The organism is Pseudarthrobacter sp. lyk4-40-TYG-27 (assembly GCF_030209295.1).
In the GTDB taxonomy this organism is placed as follows: Bacteria; Actinomycetota; Actinomycetes; order Actinomycetales; family Micrococcaceae; genus Arthrobacter.
On sequence record NZ_JARVSH010000009.1, the window covers coordinates 15,657 to 37,007 of the forward strand.

Below are 21,351 nucleotides of genomic sequence, written 5' to 3' on the forward strand. Positions count from 1 at the left end.
GAGATGGGGGTGCGGGGCCGTGCGGCCCCGCACCCCCATCTGTCGGCACAGCCCGCTAACTCACCCGCTGTCGCTCAGGGGGCCGACGTCAGCAGGCTGACTGCGGGCTCCGGATTGGGAGGTGACGCAAAACCGGTCATGGGCTCGACGATCTTCTTCTCGATCAGCTCAATACGAATGCCGTCCGGGTCCGTCATGCACAGTACACGCCGCCGCCCGTAGGAGCCCAGGTCCCATTCCTCTACAGGGCCGACGACGGAGAACTCTGCGCCCGCCTCAACTGCGTCCAGCGCGATGTCCGCGGAACGGTCGATGTCGTCAACTTCGAAGCCTAGGCGGGAAATGCCGACGTTGGTGGCCGACTCGTATGGAGTCAGCGTCTCGGGTGTCGGTTCCGGATAGTGGAACTGTGAGTAGTCGACACTGAAGCGTTGGTCGCCCCGAGCCTGATACAGGTGGCTGTCCCACCGCGAAAGTACGCTGCCCGGTCCTTGGGAGGACTCGATGGGAGCGGCCGGACGACTCTCATGCGCGAGGTCCAAGCCGAGGAATTCTGCGTAGAACGCGTACCCCCGGTCGATATCCCTCACCGAGGGATTGGTATGCACCAAAGCCGGCGGCGCCGGGTTCTCAGGTGCCTCATAGGCCAAACCAGGAAAGGAGATGATGATGCCATCGGGGTCCTGGATTGTCACATAGTTCCTGTAAATCAGTCGGTTGGTTGTAGGGATCTGCAGCTGGGCCAGTTCGGCCAGCTTGTCCTTCGCGCTCGGTACGGTGAAGGCAATCTTGGCAAGGCCCACATGCCAGAACTGTTCGTAGGCTGTTCCGTGGGTTGCCGGCTCGGTCCATTCGACAAGGTGCACCTCGGTTCGCCCGGCCCCATTCCCATCCGTCATGGCATAGGCCGAGAACGCGCCCTGTTCCAGCCCAAGCCCTAGGAACGGCTGTGTGGGCGCATTGAATTTGTTCGCCACGCGCAACGGAGTCACTGACTCATAAAAGCGCCGCGAGCGTTCGAGGTCGGTGACATTCAGGACAACGTAAGCAACGCGATTAATACGATCGCGCAAGGTGGGGGAGGAGGACTTCATTCTGGGCCTTTCGTCAGTATGCGGGTTCGCAGGACGCTGACCGTCCCCGGGCTACGGCGCGAGGGTGTGTGCCACCGAAGCCGAGTCGCCGCTGTCGTATAAAGAAGGATCTTGACTTACTAATGGAATGCCTTACCGTATAGATCACTAATAGTGATTTGATCCAATGGAGGGTATCTATGTCAATGGCGACATCACGCGAACTTGCTAACTGGGGCCGATGGGGCGATGACGACCAGTTGGGGGCACTCAACCTGATCACACCGGAAGGGCGGCGCGCCGCGCTGGGAGCGCCGCGGTCGGGGAAGCTATACAGCCTCGGGCTTCCCGTGCAAAGCGAGTACCTACCTCCGGTTCCCTATCGTGTTCCCAGCCAGCGTCTCGCCCTGACAAATCAAACTGACATGCCTATGTGGAACACAATCGGTGAGCAGATGGGGGTCCCGTCGCCGGGCACGGGCGCAAACGAAGACGTCCTCATTACCTCCACCCATAACGGCACGCACATGGACGCGCTTTGTCACGTCTACCACGAAGGCAGGATGTATAACGGGTTCCCCGCTGACTCCTCTTCGACATTGAATGGTGCGCACTTCAACAGCATCGACAAGATTGACGGCATTGCCGGGCGGGCGGTCCTGCTTGACGTCGCCACTCATCTGGGGGTGCCTTGGCTGGATCCCCGCGTAAAAATCGACAGCGCACTCCTGGAAGAGACACGATCGGCTCAAGGCAACGACGTCCTCCCAGGCGACGTGTTGCTTATCCGTACGGGGTGGATGGACTTCCTCCATTCAGGTGAACAACCCGACACGAGCTACTATGGCGGCTACGGCCAGGCCGGCATAGGACTGGACGCGGTCGATTTCATCGACCGGCACGAAATCTCAGTGGTCGGAGCTGACAACAGTGCAGTTGAGTGTCTTCCGTGCGACGAGCGCTATCAATCCGTGCACGTCGAGCTTCTCGTCAAACGCGGCATACACCTCCTTGAGCACCTCGATCTGAGGGCACTGTCTGCTGACAAGGTGCACGAGTGCTTCCTTGTTGTTGCCCCGCTAAAAATAGTCGGCGGCACGGGCAGCCCCATCAACCCGATCGCAATCGCATGAACACGAAGGCGATCGCCGGACAGGGGGTCGACATCGAGGCACTTCGCGAAAGATACGCCCATGAGCGCGCACGAAGAATTCGTCCCGATGGCGCTGGTCAGTACAGCGGCTTGGCTGGCGAACTCGCGGAATATGCCAAAGATCCATACCAGCCTGTTCTTGCGAGGGCTCCGAAGCGGGACACCGTCGACATGCTAATTATCGGCGGTGGCATAGGCGGCCTTGCAACTGCCATCGCACTTCGTAAAGCGGGGGTGCGATCCATCCGGATAATGGATCAGGCGGGCGATTTCGGCGGGACTTGGTACTGGAACCGATACCCCGGAATCCGCTGCGACATAGAGTCCCATGTGTACATGCCATTGCTGGAGGACGTAGGGACGTTTCCGGGCTGGAGATATGCGTCCGGAGACGAAATCAGGCAGCATCTCGTTGCTCTCGCGAGAAAGTACGACCTGTACGATGAAGCGCTGCTGCACACCCAGGCCATCGGCGCCACGTGGACGGGGGCAGCATGGTCGATAACCACGGACCGGGGTGATGTTTTTGACGCTACATACGTTGTCGTTTCCGCCGGAGGCGTAAACGCTCCAAAGCTTCCGCGTATCCCGGGAATTGGAGAATTCGCTGGTCGTATGTTTCACACAAGCCGGTGGGACTACGAATTCACAGGCGGCGATCATTCCGGTGGACTTCATGGGCTGACCGACAAATCCGTCGCGGTAGTGGGCACCGGCGCAACAGGCGTCCAGGTGATCCCGGCTTTGGCGGAGTACGCGAAGGAGCTCTTCGTTTTTCAACGCACGCCCGCTCTCGTCGCACCCCGGGACAACAGGAGGACGGACAAGGGATGGGTGAAGGACGATGCGCCTGGCTGGCAGCGCCGACGAATGGAGAACTTCCTTCAGATCACCAGTGGCGCGAAACCGGAGATCGATCTCATTGACGATGAGTGGACGCGCAAGGCAGCGTTTTTGAACAAGCAGAACACCGGAACATGGGAAGGCGACCTCTCCGACCCCGATGCAGAACTAGCCGAGGAGATCGCCGATGCTGTCGCCATGGAGGCCATCCGCGCGCGCGTTGACGATATCGTAGAAGACCCTGCTACGGCGGAAGCGCTAAAACCTTGGTTCCGCTACTTTTGTAAGCGCCCAACTTTCAGCGATCTTTACCTGCCAGCCTTCAACCGGCCTAACGTGACGCTGGTCGATACCGCTGAACATGGTGGGGTAAGCCGCATCACGAATAGCGGTCTGGTCGTAGGGGAGAAGGAATACCCCGTCGACCTCATCGTGTTTGCGACAGGCTTCGAGGTCGGTTCCTCGTCACTCATGACGGGGGCATTGAATGTTGTCGGACGTGACGGGCGTTCCTTTTTGGAAGCGTGGGCCAATGGGCCCCGCACCCTCCACGGTTATACGACCGCCGGCTTCCCGAACCTTTTTCACATGAGTGTCATTCACACTGCTAACAACATTAATTTTTCCCACATGCTCCAGATTCATGCCGAGCACATTTCCAACGTCATACTCTCCGCGAGGGAAGCCGGCGCCGCAGGCGTTGAGCCCACTTCTGCCATGCAGGACGCGTGGCAGCGGGAAATAGAGAAGACAGCGCGTAACTTGCACGACTTCCACCTCGCCTGCACCCCAGGTTACTTCAACGCGGAAGGCCAACCCACGGCAGCGGCGATCACTTACGGCCCAGGGCCTATCGTGCTCCGCGATGTGCTCGCGCGCTGGCGCCAGGAATGTCTACCAGACGCCCTGTTCTTCGTTTAGCCTTCGAATCTTTTGCAGAAGGGGATCCGCTAAGACGCAGCATCCCCGGCAGCCCGGCTGGGCAATAAACGCCCTCATCCGTGAAATCCACGGACCGCAATGGCAAATCAGCTATAGAGTTATCGTAAGACTTACGAAAGAACATTCTATAAGCCTGCTGCCTGCAGGTCGCTCGCTCGGCGGCTCACCGGCAGGGGTACTAAATCGAAGGAGATAAAAGTGGCAGATGTCGACGTATTAAAGGAAGTCGGGTTCGATCGCGCTCCCCATGGAATCGCAGACCTGCGCGTGACGGAACTGATGGATCTATCGGGCAAGGGTGCTGTTGTCACGGGAGCGGGAGGCCCAGGCCTGGGACGAGCTATTGCCCACCGTCTGGCTGGCCTAGGGGCCACCGTGATCGTCGCTGACCGTAACCTCGAGGGGGCTGAGGCGGCTGCCGCGGAGGTGCGGGAGAAATGGGGTGCGGAGGCGGTTGCCGTGAACTGTGACGTCACCGATTGGGACGATGCTCATCGATTCATCGCTGAAAGTGCTGAAATACTTGGAGGAATAGACCTTTTGGTCAACAACGTCGGCGCGGGGGAGATGCGTCCATTCATCGACCAGGACCGCAGTGCGATCGACAGCACGATCGCGCTGGGCTTCATCGATACCGTGTATTGCTCCCGAGCTGTACTTGACCATATGATCCCACGGGGATCAGGCCACATTATCAACATCGCCGCGGGCGCCGGCCGCAGTCTGAGCCCCAGGGGTGCGGTCTATGGCGCCGCTAAGGCCGGAGTCATCCACTTCACCCGGAACTTGGCGTACGAAGTGGGCAAACTCGGTGTCCGGGTCAACGGGGTTTCACCTGGAATCATGCTGCACGCCGGACTCCGCGAGGTGCTTGCCGACAACAGCACGGAGTGGGATTACAAGTGGCGCATGGAGCGCATAGACCTCGACCGCGTCTCGATCCCGGAAGAGGTAGCAAATGTCGTGGCCTTCCTCGCCTCGGATGCGGCGTCCTACCTCAGTGGCGTAACGATAAACGCGGATGGCGGTGTGGCGGCTATGGGATGAAACTACTCATCTGACGAAGGGCATCACAAAGGCAGACTGTTCTTCTCAAACTGCTCCCCTTGAGTCAGGACTGATAAGTCCTGACTCAAGGGGAGCAGTTCCTGTATATGAGCAGTTGTTTGCCTGAGGACGACCGCCAGGCGCCGTGGCGCTTTTCGGATGCAGGTTCTCGCCTAGAGCTGTAGCCAACGTTCGGGCAACAATGCCTCGCTTGTGCGCGCTCTGAAGAGGGGAAATCCGGAGGTCTCCACACAGCCGGAATCGAAGCTTGAACGGTTCTGCCACGTATCGAATGTCCGCGTGTTGAGGGGGCCTTCTTGCCAAAAGTAGCGGCCAATGCTGAAGAGAATAGCGCCAAAGGTCGGTGCCGTCCCAAGGCGAATCACGGCTTGGAAGTTCTCGTGGGCACTGTCAACAAAAAACGCGGCCCTTTACGAGTTGGCCTTGGGGAGCGAGGGTGGAGCGATATCGAACTGCTTGAGGAAGGACCGGAGGTCGTGGAGTCGTCTCCGTTTCGACCACCCGGGGTTGTTGTTTGAAACAATGAGTTGAACAGTCTTCGGGGCCCAGTTCGTATCCGGGCCCCTACCCTCGGAACTTCAACGAAACACTACTCTTTAATCCTGACCGGAGCCGTGGTCCCCGTCTCCAGGGCGGCTGTATTCGCTGTCTCCGTCTGGACCACCGGGTCCGAGGCGATGTCCTCGAGGGACCGGTTTCTGGTCGTTGGACCCAGCCGAACAATCAGAGCAGCGAACAGTGACACCACCGCCAAGAGCGAGAGAACGGCGATGGAGCCTACTCCTGCCATGAGGGGCAGGACTACAACGGGAGCGAGTGCGCCACCAACGTGGCCGAATCCATCAGCGATGGCGGAGGCGGAGGCACGTGCGCGTGTCGGGAAGATCTCTGAGGTGTAGGTGACCGCAGGAGGACCGATGAAGGAAGTCGAAAAGGCACACAGAAGCACCCCCAACGTAGCTCCTCCTGTGCCAAGCCTAAGACCGATTATCACGAAGGCCAGGGCAAGAATGCCTGCCCCAACCATGGTCAGTGTGCGGCGCTCCCACCGCTCGATGACCATGACCGCGACCCACCCCGAGACTAGTGGGGCCAAGCGGGCCAAAACGATCACGAACAGGGCGTCCGATACGCTGAGACCAAGCCCACCTAGGATCAGCGGTGAGTAGCTGTTGAATCCGTAGACTGCGAGATAGAACAGACTCCAAAAGGTCAGAACAATCGCCATACGACCGCCGAAAGGTCTGCGGAACATTGCGCGCATCGTCACGGACGGCTCGTCCGTGCGCGTCTCCGTTTCCGGGACACGGGGAGACGGGCGCGTTTGGGCGACTTGGTCCGGCACTATTCCAACCCGCCGTTCCATCGAAGAGACGATGTGCGCAGCCTTTTCGTTATAGCCCATTACTGCCAGCCACCGGGGAGATTCGACAATTGCTCGCCCATTGATAAAGAAGAGCAACACAATGACGAGACCGCCAAATGCATACAGCAGACGCCAGCCCAGTGACGTGGATTCGAGCAGCGGCAACGATGCGAAACCTGCCACGGCGTTGATGACAAGGCCGACAAGGATGAGTTTGGCGAGGTACTTTCCGCGCAGATGTTTGGGAGCGAGTTCACCTATATATGTCGTTGCCAACGCCGGCACTGCACCCATACCCGCTCCGCATATGAAACGGAAGACCGTGAACGACCAAATATCCCAGGAGAAGGCAGAGAGAATACCGCCAAGGGCGAGAATGATGGCAGTGAGACACATCCCCGATTGGCGGCCCTTGCGATCAGCCACCCAGCCCACGAAAAGCGCACCGAAGCCGAAAGCGATCATGTTGGCCGCCACCGGAAGACCAACATCGACTACGTTGAGCTTTAACTGTTCCATCATTTGCGGGAGTGCTAATGCGAAAACACTCGTTTCATAGTTCGCGAAAAAGAACATGATCATGAGTGCGAACCAAGCGCCGCCCGATAGTCCAACGCGTGGCATCGCATCGATTCGTCGGTCTAATGTCTGGGCATGCTCGAGCGCCCGGCCTGTGAATTGAGACATGAGTTCCTCCGAGTGACGTACAACATTGGACGATTACTGAGGGGCTTCGCCTTCCAGACTAGGAAGGAGAGAGATAGCTTCCATAGCACTGCATGAGAAACAGTATGGTTTACGGTAATACCTTCCGTCTGCTTCCGCAATGCTTTTCGCCATACAGGCGGGGCCAGCTCTGTTGAGCTTGAGGACTTGGATCCGTATATTCGCGAATATGAGTCCTCGCCCCCGATAATCATCCGTCTTGAATGTGCGCAGGCACCGCTAGGTAGACCAATGCCGCAGGAGATGCCCGTATGGCACGAGGGCCTCCTGGCCTCAGGATGAGTGTGGTAACCCAAATCGATACCAACGCGTGAGGCTGCACATGCAACCCCGTGTCGAAGGCAGGAGTAATTGTGCCACGGACATCTCGAGGTGGTCCGTGGGGCTGTTAGCCGCAAGCCCGCACTGGTGTCACCCGGCCCTCTGGCTGCATGCTGGGGATTGCTGGGGATGGCGGACAAGGCGGCCGAAGATGAACGGCAGCCGCTGACCTCCGCCCATTTCCGAACGCCGATAATTGATTATGTAAAGCTGGCGATGCGAAGGGGCCAAAAAGCGCGAATTTTGGTGGCTTTGGCTAAGAAGGTTTTTTCTTAGCCTTCGCACTCGACGCAGTATAAATGGCCGTTGCTCTCGCGCGCCAGCTGGGACCGGTGCCGGACGAGAAAACAGGAATAGCATGTGAACTCATCGGCGGCCTGGGGAATCACCTGGACGATGAGCTCGTCGGCGATGATTTCGCCGCCAGGTATCAGTCCTTCGTCGAGGGCGTCGGCCTCGTCCAGTTCGGTAACGACGCTGCGGGCATCAGGGGTTTTTGCAGACTGTACATCCTCCAGAGAGCGCTCCTGGGATTCCTTGACGTCGGGGCGGACTTCGTCATAGTCGGCTGCCACGTTGGTTCTTCTCATTTCCTCGTTGTCTGCTGATTGTTCTCTTCCGAGGTTGCAACGTGCACGTACGCGCGGTTGTTCCCACGCCCAACAGGCTGATCGAAGGCGCCGCACGGGACCCTGCCCGTGGCGGCCACTTTGTCGCCGCCAATGGTGAAGCTCCGATCAAATAGCGGTTGACCGGAGTTTCGGTACATTATGTCCCGTGGTGCCTGACTCCGGACGCCGGACAAATTCAATGCTCACCTTAGCGCTCGGCTGGCAGGACGTCGGTTTCTGGTAGAAAGAGAGAAACTACCTGAGAGCTCGGCGAATTCCTGATCCACGCACGCGTCGCCCGGCCTTATCAGTGGGATGAATGTTTGCCATAATCAAATGCCATTTCTGCCACATCTTCTTCTTCATTAGTGTGGTTTCGAGCCGATTCCGGCCAGCTACGGCACACAGACCAAAGGATCGAAGATGATCACACAGACTTCCACGTCTCCTGCACCGCAATCAGGTGGCACGAATCGGGAATTCGGCGAACCCCACGGGCGAGACTTTGGAAAGAGGGGCGAGCAGTGAGTGCCGAGACGATGGAAAGCGACGCGCGGCGTGCGATGAGTCCGTTGACTGTATCTGCCGATGGCCGGAGGCTCATGACGATCGAGGGCGAGCCATTCTTCTATCTCGCTGACACCGCATGGACTTTGCCTCAACGGCTCAAGTGGGATGATGCCCTGTACTACCTGAACACCAGAAGCAGGCAGGGTTTCACTGCTATCCAAGTGGTTGCGCTCGATCCAGAACGGGATGTTGATATGCGTGACCCGTCGGGAAATTCAGCTCTTATTGAAGGTGACGTCACAAAACCGAATGAGGCGTATTTCCAGTATCTCGACCGCCTCCTTCAGGCGGCCGAGGACATGGGGCTGTACGTGTTGCTACTTCCCGTCTGGGGCCAGTTAGTCGTGGGCGAGAGTTGGGGCGGGTCAACCTTTCCGAAGACGGTCAACGAATTAAATGCATACGGCTTTGGTCAATGGATTGGAAAACGCTATCGGGATAGGCCAAATATCATTTGGTGTCTGGGCGGCGATCGGCAGCCAATTCATAAGGGCATCGATTACCGTCCAGTATGGCGTCGCTTGGCAGAGGGCCTAGTGAAGGGGGTAACAGATGAGAACTGCCGCTGGAACGAACCACATCCCGCGTGGCGTAATCTCCTCATCACCTACCACACCTGCTTTGAGATGGAGACGAACGAGTTTTCGACCATGTCATATTGGTCGGACGATGAGGCCTGGATTAGCCTGATCTTGCTCCAGTCCGGCCACGGTTTATTGACTGCAAACTACCGACAGGTCCGCGCTGAATACGAGCGGTCCAACTCCAAGCCCGTCCTGGATGCGGAGCCTGCCTACGAGCGCATGCCCATGAACTGGCCTCAATTGTTCCCCCTCCACGGTGATTGGATTGTCCGGAAGCGCGCTTACTGGTCACTACTCGCTGGCGCGTTTGGCCACACGTACGGGCACGCATCCGTGTGGTGCATGGTTTCGGAAAAGGAGCGCAACGACATTCTCAGTTCATCGTGGTTCGAGGCGCTTACGCACCCCGGAGCGGAGCAGATGAAGATCCTAAGAGACTTTGTCGAGTCTCTCAGTTTCGATCGATGGGTGCCGGCGCAGTCGATTCTTGCTCATGATGCTGCGTGTGGCGACGTGTGCCTCGACCAGCACAGACAGGCCGTCGTGGATCGCGACGGCGAGTTCGCCGTGGTCTATTTCACCGACGGTGGATCTGAGCGTTTGAACCTTGCCGACCTCAACGCTGCCGATCTTTTCGGCATTTGGTTCAACCCGCGCACAGCCGATGTGACAGAGGTGTTTAACATACACAGGCACCCGCAGGAAAACGCCTTCGAAGCCCCGACAAGGGGTGACGAGCAGGATTGGTTGCTCGTCATCGCCACAGGTAAGGACCGCCTTCGCCGCCTATCCATGCGTCGTACTTGGGCAACACCGCTGCAGAGCGATGCAATGACAATGATCTGGGCCGAGTAGCGACTGTTTGGTTGACACTCTCTGGGCTCATTCCTGCACAAGAACCCGGGGGAAGACCTTTTCAAGGGCTTATCAGATCGGACCAAACCCCTGGAAGTTGTCCGGCAGTGTTGGGAGGTCAGATCGAATCAGCGCCACAGCCGGCCGGTGTCCGGGTGCCGGGGGAGTGCATGTCATTTTGAGGGATCCGTTGAGAACAGGGAAGAAACGCCTGCAGGAGCAAGCCCTGATTGCGCCGGAGCCGGTACAAAGCTTGCGGGCTGCACCTTCCGCTGTGACTGCCCTGTCAGGGCCGGGGGCGCCGGCGCTGGATCTTCAGCATGCGAAGGACATCGCTGCAGATACCGGTGGACCTGCTTTGGCTATCCAATTCCTTGCGGATTACGTGGGGTTGCTAACCAAACGGATGGCACGAATTTTGGCAGCTCTAAGTGCTGAAGACGCCGAAGCTTCGGTGGAGGCGGCTCTGAGCCTGAAAATGTCCTCCTTCATGGCAGGAGCCCAGGACATCGAAGGATTCTGTGCCCGCATTCTGGACGCCGTGGCATCAAGGAACTTTCACTTGGCACGCGTTTTGGCCACGGATCTGGAAAAAATCGTGCGTCCGCTGGCGGCGGTGGCCCCGCTGCTGTTGGAGCACCTCAAGGTATTTGGGGCCTTCGCCACCGTCATGGTCAACGACGCCGACGGCAGCACCTACCTCACCAGCGCGCTCGGCATGTGCGCAGACTTTGAGAAAGGTGGACTTCAGCCTGCCGGCGCCCCACTGAGTATCGCAGCGGGACTTTGTCGGCACCTTGGTGAAGTACCCCTCTGAACGTGGCTGCTCAACGAGTCTGCACTGGTCGAAGAGGCGGCGTCCGTTCCGACCCGCCGAGCGGACCCCCTGTCATCGGTCACCACGACCGCGGTCATGGCATCTGTCATCCGCCGCAAGTTACGTCGATGACGGTCAGGACGTTGCTGACCAGTTCGGGGTCCAACGGATGTTGAAAATGCTTAATGCCGCGTAAACGAATGGTGCCGTACCCCAATAAGGAGCGCGGCACCTCCCAAACGCTCGCCAGGCCGTGGCACCCCCAGATTGGGTCCACGTCGAGCCCCAAAGCCTCCTGTGCGGATGGTGCCGGCGCAAAAAAGAGACAGGGGCGCCGCAACCCCCAAGATTGCGGCGCCCCTGTTGGTCTCTTGCCTGCCGGCGTTAGGCGGGACGCCCCGGCAGCTGGCCCGGCAGCGGCCGGATCAGGCGTCCGACGGCGGTCAGCGGCCGTGGGAAACCAGCTCGCCGTCGTCGTCCTTCACCGTGCCCCCGCCACGTCCGGCTTCCACGTCGCCGGCAGTAGTGCCGTGAAGGCCGGCGGCGAGCCGCTCCGCTTCCTCCCCGCCCACGGCTTCGCCGCGTGCAACCATACCGGCGGTGTCGGACAACGGGATCTGCTTCAGCGTGATGGCCAGCAGCAGGGCCACGGCGATGAAGGGGAGCAGGTACCAGAACACAGGCGCCAGGGAATCGGCGTAGGCGTTCACGATGGCGTCGCGCAGCTGTTCCGGGAGTTGGCCCAGTGCCTGCGGGTCCAGCGTGCGGGTGGATTGCCCTGCCTGCTCCGCGGAGGCTCCTGCCCCCGTGAACGCGGTGGTAAGGGCTTCCGACAGCCGGGTGGTGAAGATTGAGCCAAACACGGCCACGCCCATGGCGGCCCCCACCTCACGGAAGTAGTTGTTGGTGCTGGTGGCAGTGCCGATCTGGTCCGCCGGGACTGAATTTTGGACCACCAGGACCACTACCTGCATGATCAGGCCCAGGCCCGCGCCGAAGACGAACAGCTGGAGGCAGATGACCCAGATGGGGGTGCTGGCAGCAAGGGTGGTCATCCACAGCATCGCGGCCATGGTCAGCGCGGCGCCCAGGATCGGGAACATCTTGTACTTGCCGGTCCTTGAGATCCGGATGCCCGAGTAGATGGAGGTGCCCATGAGCCCGGCCATCATGGGGAGCATGAGGAGCCCGGATTCTGCGGCGGAGGTGCCGGAGGACATCTGCAGGAACGTGGGAACGAACGCGATGGCGGAGAACATGCCCAGCCCCAGGGTGAAGCCGATGGCCGTGGCATTGATGAAGATCCGGTTCCGGAACAGGCTCAGCGGAATGATGGGGTCCTCGGCGCGCCGCTCCACCATCACGAAGGCGGTAGCAGAAACCAGCAGGCCCGCACCAAAGGCCCAAGTGAGGGGCGAATCCCAGCCCTCGTCCTTCTTCCCGCCAAAGTCGGTGAAGAAGATCAGGCACGTGGTGGCGGCGGACAGCAGCACCACGCCCAGGACGTCGATCCGCTTTTCTGCCTTCTTGTTGGGCAGGGTCAAGGCAAACCAGGCAATGGCGAAAGCGGCAAGGCCCACCGGGATGTTGATGTAAAACGCCCACTCCCAGGTCAGGTGGTCCACGAAAAAGCCGCCCAGCAACGGGCCGGCCACGGCCGAGAGGCCGAAGATGGCACCGAGCGGACCCATGTACTTCCCGCGCTCCTTGGCGGGAACAATGTCCGCGATGATCGCCTGGGACAGGATCATCAGGCCACCGCCGCCCAGGCCCTGGATGGCCCGGAAAATGACGAAGCCCCAGAAATCGGTAGCCAGGGCGCAGCCCACCGACGCGAGAGTGAAGAGCGCGATGGCAACCAGGAAGAGGTTGCGCCGGCCCAGGATGTCACCGAACTTGCCGTAGATCGGCATGACGATGGTGGTGGCCAGCAGGTAGGCGGTAGTAATCCAGGCCTGGTGCTCCACGCCACCAAGCTTGCCCACAATGGTGGGCATGGCCGTGGAGACAATGGTCTGGTCCAGGCTGGAAAGCAGCATGCCCGCAATCAGTGCGGAGAAAATGATCCAGATGCGTTTCTGCGTCAGCAGGAGCGGTCCTGCAGGCGCCTTGGCGGTGGCGGTACTCATGATTGTCCTTCTGCTGCGGTGGGATCCGGGATGTCGAACGGTTGGGAAAACAGGAGGCTGGCGGCTGCGATGTTCTCCAGCAGCAGGTCCCGGTAGCTGCGGGTGTTGCCGTCGGAGAAATACGCCATGCTGCTCTTGCGCGCGATGGTGCTGAGCAGCACCACGGCCATCTGCACGACGGGGTGGTCCGGGGCCACGCCTTCCCGGCGGGCAACGTCCCTGGCGAACTGGGCCTCCCGCTGCTCGGTGACTCCGATGATCTTCAGGATGAGCTGCGGCTCCTTGTGGACCACGCCGATCAGTTGGCGGGTTTCCTCTTCGGACGCGGTCATGCCCTCGGCCAGGCGGAGGGAGAGCCTCACCAGGTCCCGGAACAGGGTGGCCGAGATCTCGCCGGCCGGGGAGTCCGCGCCGCCGGCCACGAATTCCTCGATGACATCGGCCGGGATGTCATCTTCGGCGTGACCGATAATGGCGTCTTCCTTGGTGGGGAAATAGTTGAAAAAAGTCCGGCGCGAAATCCCGGCCACGTCACAGACTTCCTCCACCGTATAGCCGTTCAGGCCCCGTTCTGCCGTGAGGTTCCGGGCGATCGAAGTGATCGCCCCCTTGGTGGCGGCTCTTTTCCTCTCGCGGAGCCCAGAAGTAACTGCACCATTTGTCACAAGGTGTATTGTTGCACTTTCCACATATAAGTGCAAATCCGGCCATCAGTACAGGACCGTAAGCCCTCCGCCTGCCCGGGCTCCACATCGACTCGGAGTACGCGGTCGAGAGCTGGCGTGCCACTCCCGCCCACCGCCGCGTGTCGGAGTGAAGATGCGGGCGTTGATGTATAGCTGCGTGCTCACGCGGTGTGTTCCTGGCTGTTCGTTTTCTTGTTCTCTGCCTCGTCGAGGGCGTACCCCACGTCCAGCAGCAGTTTGTTGTCCCGCTCATGGCGTTGGTCGTTGTCAGGCTCTGGCCAGCTGGACAACTTCACAGTGACAGTGTCGGCAGTTGGATCAACCCAGAGATACTGCCCATGGATTCCGATACCGGTCACGATGCCGCGCTCGTGCCCTGTGCACCACCACTGTCTGGTATACGAACCGTGCGGATGGGTAGCAGTAAAAGAGGCTCCGACCATCGCGTTCCGGTCTCCGCCTGCAAAGATCGCCTCGATCCAGTGCTTCGAAACGACCTTGCCGCCTGGCCCTTCGCCGTCCTCGAGCAGTAACTGGCCCACGCGGGCCAGGTCGCGTGCCGTACATGAAATCCCGCCGTTTGCGAAGCCGAAGCCCGAGGAATCGACGGTGATCGTGGCATCATGGTCGGCGTCGATCTTGGACCAGAGGTACTTCGAAAGCGCTTCGGAGTAGCGAAGCCCCGATACCCGTTCGATGATCCAGGCAAGGACGTCAGTGTTCGCTGAGCAGTACTGGAACTTGCCCAGCTCACCGCCGCCCGTAAGCGTGGTCAGGAACGCGTATGTGTCATCCGGATCCTCTGCACGTGAACCGCGCCACCCGGAGGATCGGTCGTGCGCCTGAACTTCGGAGGCTGGATCTTCGTAGTCTTCGTTGTAGATGATGCTGATGGACATGTCCAGCACATCCTGGACAGTTGGGCCGTCGAAGACGGAAGTGGAAAGTTCGGGAACATAGTCCACGACCTTTGCTGAAGGATTTATGCTGGCCTCATCAATGAGCGCTCCAACAAGCAGGCCACACAAGGATTTGGACACGCTCATCAGCAAATGCCGGTCGTCAGGGCCGAAGCCAGGACGGTAGTACTCGGCGATTACCTTCCCGCGTTGCAGGACAAGGAAAGCATCGGTGTAGGACTCTTCAAGGCGCTGCTGCAGATCGGGCATCACGGACGCCAGGTGGTTGAGTCGGACGGTTGGTGATTCGGGCGATGCCGGATGGCTGCGGGCGATCGTCGCCGTCGGGAGGATTTCGCCCAGATGGGAGAACGCCCACCTGTTGTTGGGAGCCTCCTGCCAGGTGTCCAGTGTTGGTTGGCCTGCCTGCGCCCCCGGGTAGCGGGCGGGGTGCGGTCCAGTGGCTGCGACGGCAACGGCATCGGTCACGCGGCTACCCCTTTCCTGGCGGCACCTTCTGTGCACCGGCTAGCGAACGCCAAGCGCGTGCCTAGGACATATGTCGCCGAGGTGACAACTAAGGAAACCGGCACCGAAAGGTCAACGTTGCCCATGGCCGCCGCCAAAGGACCGGTGTAGAGGCTGCTAGTCACAAACAATGAAGCTGCGGTGCCTCCGAGAACGACGGCAAGTATGCCAGAAAGATTCCAGCCACCCGTGTACCAGAACGGCGCCCCTGCTCGTTGGTCAAACAGTTCATGTCCGGCGTAGCGGTTACGGCGGAGGATGACATCAGTGGCAAAGATGGCCATGGTAGGCCCGGAAATCAGGACCAATAACTGCAGCATCAGGTTAACGGCTTCCAGCAGGCTCGTTGACGTCACCAGGTAAATGGTTAGAGCGGTGCCAATTACACCCACGACCACCGCTGCCGGGATGCGTCGGATGGGGATTCCGATCGACTGAAATGCCATGCTCGCTGTGTAGGTGGTCATGCCATTGAGCGCGATGGTGTTAATGATGACGCCCACCACGAAAATGGGTCCGAGCCAGGACGGCAGCAGGGCCAGGAGCGCCGACTCGATACCCAGATCCATCGCTGCCGCGTCCACGCCAGTGGCCAGCAGGGCACCGACCGCTGTAAAGAACGTGGCCGGGAGAATTCCGCCCAGCGCGGTGGCCGCGATGATGTGGGATGGCTTGGTCGAGCGCGGCAAATAGCGTGCCATGTCAGGGCTGTTGGAGAACGAAAGGGGAGTGGAGGCAAGGATAGTGAAGCCAATGCTTATCGCTGCCCACAGCGGGATGCCCTGCAGTGGCTCGGATGGGGTGTAGCTCCAGTCGGCGTGAGGCAGAATGAAAGCAGTTGCCAGGAGGAAAATCACAAGCAGAATTACGGAGACCACGGCGTAGCTGCGGATGATCAGGCCATGGCCGAAAACCGCCACCAGGACGGTAACTGCAGCCACGATGATAGTGACGAGCACCGGTCCCAAGACCGGATCCGTGAAGCCAAGCTGTGCCAGGAGTTCTGCGCCCATGAATGACGATGCAAGCCAATTGAGCGCCAGGAAGACGGAAGAGATAAACCAGCCGCAAAACGCGACAACAACCCTGTTCCCACGGATCCCGTAGATCGCCCGGGTGATAACCGAACCGGAAGTCCCTGCTGCTGGGCCGCTAATGGCCACCAGGCCCGTGAGGATCCATGGAATGCCGCTGGCAACAATGACCAGGAAGGCCTGCCAAAGCTCCATTCCAAGCAGGATCATGGTCGCACCCATGGTGAAGCTCAGGAGACTGACGTTCGGCGCTGCCCAGACCGAGAAGAGGTCTCGGGCCCGTCCGCGGCGTTCAGCTGAGTCAATAAGTTCAATGCCCCGGGTCTCCGGCCGGTTGAATGCATCGTGGTGACTGACTAAATCAGTCCTAAGGGGCTCGGACATGCTGTTCCTCTCAAGAAGTTGTGACCACGACGATGTGGCCGCAACCATCAGCGCTGTTGGTCGTTTGACCAATGCGATATTGGTCACTTATCCAATAGAGTGAATGCCATGATGTCAAGCTCATCGGCCCAGCGCACTCGAAAGCTTCCAGAAGTACGCCGCGCGGAGATCGTCCACGAGGCCGCCTCCATTGCCTTATACGAGGGCCTCGAAGGGATCACTTTGCGTGCAGTAGCCGCCCGGCTGGGCGTACGACCCGGCCTGATCAGCCATTACTACCCCGTCGCAGAAGACTTGGTAATCGCCGCCTTCGTCGAAGCCGTGTCAGTAGAGCGGGAGGAACTTTTTCCCGAGCGGGGAGACCCGCTCTCCCGCATGGCGCACTTAATATCGCGTATCGAAAGCAATCAAGCCTTCGAGCTCTCACGCCTGTGGCTAAACGCTCGCCACCTCTGCCGATTCAGCCCCGCTTTGGCCGAGGCGCTGCAGGCTCAGGAATACCTGGACCGAATGCGGCTTACATCGCTCATCGAAGAGGGGGCCGCCGTTGGGGATTTCGTAGTGGATGACCCCTTCGGCGCGAGCATCCGCATCCTTGTCGCTATCGACGGAGTTGGTGCTTATGCCAACAACCTAGGCGCCTTCGACTACGAAGCCTTTACCCGCTTTGTCACTGACGTCGCGGAGTGGTCACTGGGAGTTCCTGGAGACGAGCTCCGCTCTGCGGTGAATCGACAGCTGGAACGTCCGTGATAGAGCACCGCGCACCGGGAGCGTGCCCGCGGACAGCCCATTTTGCAAATGCTTCGGAAGCGGGGTAGGGCTCGGCTTAGGTTCTCTCCAGGTATTGTTCCGCGATAGACCTTAGTGAATCCGGGCTCATTTCCGGTCCATGTCCTCGAAATACCGCTTGGACTTCCAGTTGTAACAGCCGCTCCATCGTTGCCCTGTAATCCGAGCGACTGGCGCCTCTGATGGCATCTAACAGTGCTCTCTCGTAAACGGTATCGCCGGTCAAGAGCCATTTGCGGGTTGGGTCATAGAGGCAGATGCTGCCGAGCGAGTGGCCTGGAGTGGCCATGATTTCCAAGGGGAACTGCAAAGTGTTCAGGATGTCGCCATCTTGCAAGAATTTGGTCGGTAAGGCTGGTTCGACTGAGTAGCTGTCGATGTCGTACATAGGGTGGGGATTGGCCGTAGCATCGAGGCATCTTCCCCGGGAGGGACTTTCATCCCGAGAATGCCGTAGAGGACGTGTGTCCTCAGGGAAGCTGGGCCTGGCGCCATTAGCGTTGTCGCTTCCGCGACATGGACGGCGATGTCCTCAAATTTGTGTGCCCCGCCGACGTGGTCCAAATGTGTGTGTAATGATGAGTTGTGGGTTTTGGTCAAACATTTCGGGTAGTTGTGGCCGCAAGGGCGTCACACCGAGACCTGCGTCGATAACAACGTCGCGTTCGTCCCCCTTAATCCACCAAATGTTGCTTGGAGCATGGGGTGAACGTGCGGCTCGGTGATCCGGTGATACCTGGCTGTACTTCGTTCACGTCGCTCTCCGGAGTGACTTACGTGCGGACGAGTATCTACACCGAACTGCTCGTCGACATCATGCGTCCGGCTAAAATCACCAATCTGGTTATTGACAAGCTCGACATGGCCCTCATTGACCTTCTCCGCCAGGCCGCCAGGGCTACCTACGCGACCATGGCGGCAACCACGGGGGTGTCCACGGGAACCGTAAGGACAAGGGTCATGCGTATCCTCGCCAAGGGAATTTTCAGGATAGGGCTCAGTTGGCGCCCGGCATCCCAGGAGCGCGTGGTCAGGTTGGGTCTCGGCCTTAGGATTACTGGTCCGGCCACACGTCTCAGGAATCGCTGGAACGAATTCCGGGATGCACCTTCCTGGCGTCAAGCATCGGCCAGCACGACGTCATTGCCACCGTTCACGGTGCTGACGGGACACGGTGCTCCGTGCGGCCAACCAGATCCGGGCCTTGCCTGAGGTTCGGAACGTGGAATCCTGGATCCATTTGAGAGTCCTCAAGGAGGAACATTGACTCTGCAGGCGGCAGCAAAGATGGACCGTGGCAGAGCCAATAGAGTGGACCCATGAGCCAGGCAGCACCCGCCCCAACAGCCCGTCGCAAGGACCCGGAGGACCGCAGGAGAGAGATCGTCACGGCCGCGGCCGCCTTGGGACTGAAAGAGGGGCTGGGACGTGTGACAGCCCGGCGGGTCGCCGAACGCATTGGAGTGAGGTCCGGGCTCGTCATGCACTACTTCAGCACTGTCGACGCACTGATCACTGCGGCGTTCACGCAACTAGCAGACGCGGAGCGCATTACATTGAACCGCGCAATGGAACAGCAACCAACCTGCACGGCGCAGGTTCTGACGGTCCTTCGCGCCTACACCGATTCGACCAGGGACGAGATGGGACTCCTCTGGTTGGACCGTAGCCGCAATGTATTCAGCCGCGTAGCTGAGGATGGTTCCTGTATCCATGACGGGTTCCTCCCCCCGGTCCATTTCAAAACGCCGATAATGGACGTTATGTAAAGCTGGGGTGAGAAGGGGTCGAAAGAGCCCCTTCCCCGGCCGCTCAGGAAAGGTTGTGAATTGCCCCCGCCCAGCGGGGGCCGGAGACGGCCCGGCGGACAGCCCTGGCACGTCCGTGGAAGTCGATCTTTGGCAGCGGTGAGTCGTCCTTGTGATTGCCGATGTCGTTCCAGATTGCCTGCGGGGCGGCATCTGTGGATGTTGTGGAGTGGTCGGTGACCAGGCCCATGCCGGCGTACTCGCGCACGGCGGCGATGCCGGCAACAGCATCGGTCTTGGTGTCGAAGGGCTTGGACACTGCCATAACGGTCCCGTCCGGCGCTGTCAGCCGGAACCTGAAGGCTGATTCCGCGTCAACAAATAGTTCGAACATTCCTGCCATTGCGATCCTTTCAGTCTGCGGGATCTTAAGGCCGCATCCTCGCCGCCAGACAGGCAGGGGGCGTCGTCGCCTCCGCTTTCCCTTGGTGGATCCCGCGTCCAAATGTTCATCAATTCAGCATGCGTTCCTCGAGTGTTTCGCAGGGGCACCTGCCGGCGCAAGGTTTGGGCTTCCATCCAGGCGAAGTGATGCCCGGCTCTCGGTCCGTCTGGCCGCATTTCGCCCGAACTCCCCGAGCCGCCCTTAATACGCCGCGGGTCGATGTTGCAAGCCATTCTCAGCTCGATTGGCAGGTCCACGACGAAAGTCCTCATCGAGGCCACTCCCCCGCTGACGACAACGGACCCATGGAAGGCATCCCGGAATAGCCGGCCGGGAAGGCCGCCCTGCGTCGGTGCTGGGAAAGTATCGGCATTTGAGAATGGCAGGGGGAGCGCCACTTTCGGGCGTCAACCGAGCGTTGCGCTGGCTGCTCCTTCGCCAGTCATTGAAGGGGCGCTTGGGTTAGTCCGGGGAAGCTGATGGCGACGGTGGTGCCGCCTCCCGGGGTTTCGGAAAGTATGAGGTCGCCGCCGTGGGCTTTGGCGATGGCGCTGCAGGTGGCAAGGCCCAGGCCGGTGCCCGAGCCGTCGCCGTCGCGGTGGAGCCGCACGAGTGGCTCCAGGACCTTGGCTCGGTCCTCGGGTGCGATGCCCTTGCCGTTGTCGGCGACGAAGACGGTGGCGCCGTGATAGTTGGATGCTCCGCTGACGCGGATGTGGATGTCCCGGTCGGGGCTGCGGTAGTTAATCGCGTTGGAGAGCAGGTTTTGCAGCAGCGCGCGCAGCTGCAACCGGTCGGCCTGGATGACCAGATCCTGCACCTCAACAATGTTTTGGTCGGCGATGCCAAGATCCCACATCGCTTCCTCGGCCGCTGTCCGCAGGGACACGTAGTCCAGCTGGATCGACCCATCGACGCGGGAGTAAGCCAGGACGTCTTCGAGCATCGAGAGCATGCGTCGCCCGGACGCCTCGATCAGGTCCAGGTCATCGGCTGCGCCGGGGAGAGCGGCAATCTGAGGATCGTCCTGCAGTACTTCCAGATAGCCCAGCATCGTGGTCAAAGGCGTGCGCAGGTCGTGGCTGACACGGCCGGCGAAACCAGCCAGCCGGGCGTTGCTTTCCTCCAGCTCGGTGTATGCCCTGTTCAGCTGTGCCGTCCTGTGCTGCAGCTCCAACAGCTCCACTACCTGCCTAGCCAGGACTTCCAGCATTTCCACCTGCCCGGGGCTCAGCTCCTGGGCAGCTTCGGAAAAAACACACAACGTGCCTGGTACAAACCCGGACTGCGTTACCAACGGAACCGAGGCGTAGAAACGGACTCTGCCGATCTCCCCGGTGACGAAGGGACTGTCCGCAAAGCGGGGGTCCCGGGAAGCGTCCGGAACCACCGCTTTTTCGCGGGACAGGAAGATTTTGGCGCACATGGAGTCCTCGCGCGAGCACACCCCGGGCTCCACTCCCCACGCCCCGATCTGGTGCTGGTGCCCGGCGCTGATGATGTTCACGACGCCGAACGGCGCACCGCACAGCTGCGTGGCCAACCGAACCAGGTTCTGCAGGGCATTCATGACGGCTGCGTTGGGCATCAGGGGCGAGTCCCGGGAAGGGTCGAGTCCATACTCCAGCAGCTCTAGGTCACGGCTGATGTCATCACTGAAAACCAACCCACCTGCTGCACCTGCCACAAGAACCCCCCCGTCCAGTAATTTTCTCGCCGATAATACCCCGCCTGCCGGGATATGACGGGAGCTTGCAGCTATAAGAGTTCCAACCTG

18 protein-coding genes are annotated in these 21,351 nt (G+C 60.0%); 8 read left to right on the plus strand and 10 right to left on the minus strand.

Annotated features, from left to right (window positions below; genetic code table 11):
* Positions 1–74: 74 nt before the first annotated feature.
* The gene (locus tag QRM96_RS16755) at positions 75–1,094 is read right to left on the minus strand and encodes a VOC family protein (protein ID WP_285320322.1); all 1,020 of its coding nucleotides are present in this window, start codon (positions 1,092–1,094) and stop codon (positions 75–77) included.
* 179 nt (positions 1,095–1,273) lie between these two features.
* Between QRM96_RS16755 and QRM96_RS16760 the strand changes: the two genes are divergently transcribed.
* The 3 genes from QRM96_RS16760 (at position 1,274) to QRM96_RS16770 (ending at position 5,058) form a co-directional block, all read left to right on the plus strand.
* Positions 1,274–2,206: a cyclase family protein gene (locus QRM96_RS16760; RefSeq protein ID WP_285320323.1), complete on the plus strand. Its 933-nt coding sequence runs from the start codon at positions 1,274–1,276 to the stop codon at positions 2,204–2,206.
* Entirely contained in the window at positions 2,203–3,990 is a 1,788-nt protein-coding gene (locus QRM96_RS16765; RefSeq protein ID WP_285320324.1) for a flavin-containing monooxygenase, read from the plus strand. Before QRM96_RS16760 ends, QRM96_RS16765 begins: the two co-directional genes overlap by 4 nt.
* A gap of 219 nt (positions 3,991–4,209) precedes the next feature.
* Positions 4,210–5,058: an SDR family NAD(P)-dependent oxidoreductase gene (locus QRM96_RS16770; protein ID WP_285320325.1), complete on the plus strand. Its 849-nt coding sequence runs from the start codon at positions 4,210–4,212 to the stop codon at positions 5,056–5,058.
* Between the two features lie 610 nt (positions 5,059–5,668).
* Here the strand turns inward: QRM96_RS16770 and QRM96_RS16775 are convergent.
* Together QRM96_RS16775 and QRM96_RS16780 are read right to left on the minus strand one after the other, a co-directional pair.
* Positions 5,669–7,132, minus strand: coding sequence for an MFS transporter (locus tag QRM96_RS16775; protein ID WP_285320326.1), 1,464 nt, complete (start codon positions 7,130–7,132; stop codon positions 5,669–5,671).
* Between the two features lie 632 nt (positions 7,133–7,764).
* Positions 7,765–8,067, minus strand: coding sequence for a DUF4193 domain-containing protein (locus tag QRM96_RS16780; RefSeq protein WP_285320393.1), 303 nt, complete (start codon positions 8,065–8,067; stop codon positions 7,765–7,767).
* Positions 8,068–8,627: 560 nt separating this feature from the next.
* Between QRM96_RS16780 and QRM96_RS16785 the strand changes: the two genes are divergently transcribed.
* Together QRM96_RS16785 and QRM96_RS16790 are read left to right on the plus strand one after the other, a co-directional pair.
* A complete protein-coding gene (locus QRM96_RS16785; protein ID WP_285320327.1) occupies positions 8,628–10,112 on the plus strand; it encodes a glycoside hydrolase family 140 protein in 1,485 nt (494 codons plus the stop codon).
* 274 nt (positions 10,113–10,386) lie between these two features.
* Positions 10,387–10,929 carry a hypothetical protein gene (locus QRM96_RS16790; RefSeq protein ID WP_285320328.1) on the plus strand — a complete coding sequence of 181 codons (543 nt, stop codon included), beginning with the start codon at positions 10,387–10,389 and terminating at the stop codon, positions 10,927–10,929.
* Positions 10,930–11,372: 443 nt separating this feature from the next.
* On the opposite strand, the gene QRM96_RS16795 is transcribed toward QRM96_RS16790, so the two are convergent.
* From QRM96_RS16795 to QRM96_RS16810, 4 genes are all read right to left on the minus strand, one after another.
* Complete coding sequence (locus tag QRM96_RS16795) at positions 11,373–13,058, minus strand: MDR family MFS transporter (protein WP_285320329.1); 1,686 nt, start codon at positions 13,056–13,058, stop codon at positions 11,373–11,375.
* On the minus strand, positions 13,055–13,723 hold the full coding sequence (locus tag QRM96_RS16800) for a TetR/AcrR family transcriptional regulator (protein ID WP_285320330.1): 669 nt from the start codon (positions 13,721–13,723) through the stop codon (positions 13,055–13,057). Before QRM96_RS16800 ends, QRM96_RS16795 begins: the two co-directional genes overlap by 4 nt.
* 182 nt (positions 13,724–13,905) lie before the next feature.
* A complete protein-coding gene (locus tag QRM96_RS16805; RefSeq protein WP_285320331.1) occupies positions 13,906–15,132 on the minus strand; it encodes a serine hydrolase domain-containing protein in 1,227 nt (408 codons plus the stop codon).
* Positions 15,129–16,589 (minus strand): purine-cytosine permease family protein, encoded by a 1,461-nt coding sequence (locus tag QRM96_RS16810; RefSeq protein WP_285320394.1) that lies wholly within the window; start codon positions 16,587–16,589, stop codon positions 15,129–15,131. The genes QRM96_RS16805 and QRM96_RS16810 overlap by 4 nt, the downstream gene beginning before the upstream one ends.
* A 108-nt stretch (positions 16,590–16,697) precedes the next feature.
* Between QRM96_RS16810 and QRM96_RS16815 the strand changes: the two genes are divergently transcribed.
* On the plus strand, positions 16,698–17,342 hold the full coding sequence (locus tag QRM96_RS16815) for a TetR/AcrR family transcriptional regulator (protein ID WP_285320332.1): 645 nt from the start codon (positions 16,698–16,700) through the stop codon (positions 17,340–17,342).
* A gap of 76 nt (positions 17,343–17,418) precedes the next feature.
* Here the strand turns inward: QRM96_RS16815 and QRM96_RS16820 are convergent, their stop codons facing one another.
* On the minus strand, positions 17,419–17,769 hold the full coding sequence (locus QRM96_RS16820; RefSeq protein WP_285320333.1) for an MBL fold metallo-hydrolase: 351 nt from the start codon (positions 17,767–17,769) through the stop codon (positions 17,419–17,421).
* 317 nt (positions 17,770–18,086) lie between these two features.
* Here QRM96_RS16820 and QRM96_RS16825 point away from each other — a divergent pair, with 317 nt between their 5' ends.
* Positions 18,087–18,593 carry an AsnC family transcriptional regulator gene (locus QRM96_RS16825; protein ID WP_285320334.1) on the plus strand — a complete coding sequence of 169 codons (507 nt, stop codon included), beginning with the start codon at positions 18,087–18,089 and terminating at the stop codon, positions 18,591–18,593.
* Positions 18,594–18,700: 107 nt separating this feature from the next.
* Positions 18,701–19,150 (plus strand): TetR/AcrR family transcriptional regulator, encoded by a 450-nt coding sequence (locus QRM96_RS16830; protein WP_285320335.1) that lies wholly within the window; start codon positions 18,701–18,703, stop codon positions 19,148–19,150.
* 43 nt (positions 19,151–19,193) lie between these two features.
* Here QRM96_RS16830 and QRM96_RS16835 read toward each other — a convergent pair whose 3' ends face one another.
* Together QRM96_RS16835 and QRM96_RS16840 are read right to left on the minus strand one after the other, a co-directional pair.
* Entirely contained in the window at positions 19,194–19,532 is a 339-nt protein-coding gene (locus QRM96_RS16835; RefSeq protein WP_285320336.1) for a YegP family protein, read from the minus strand.
* Between the two features lie 484 nt (positions 19,533–20,016).
* A complete protein-coding gene (locus tag QRM96_RS16840; RefSeq protein WP_285320337.1) occupies positions 20,017–21,162 on the minus strand; it encodes a sensor histidine kinase in 1,146 nt (381 codons plus the stop codon).
* Positions 21,163–21,351: the final 189 nt, after the last annotated feature.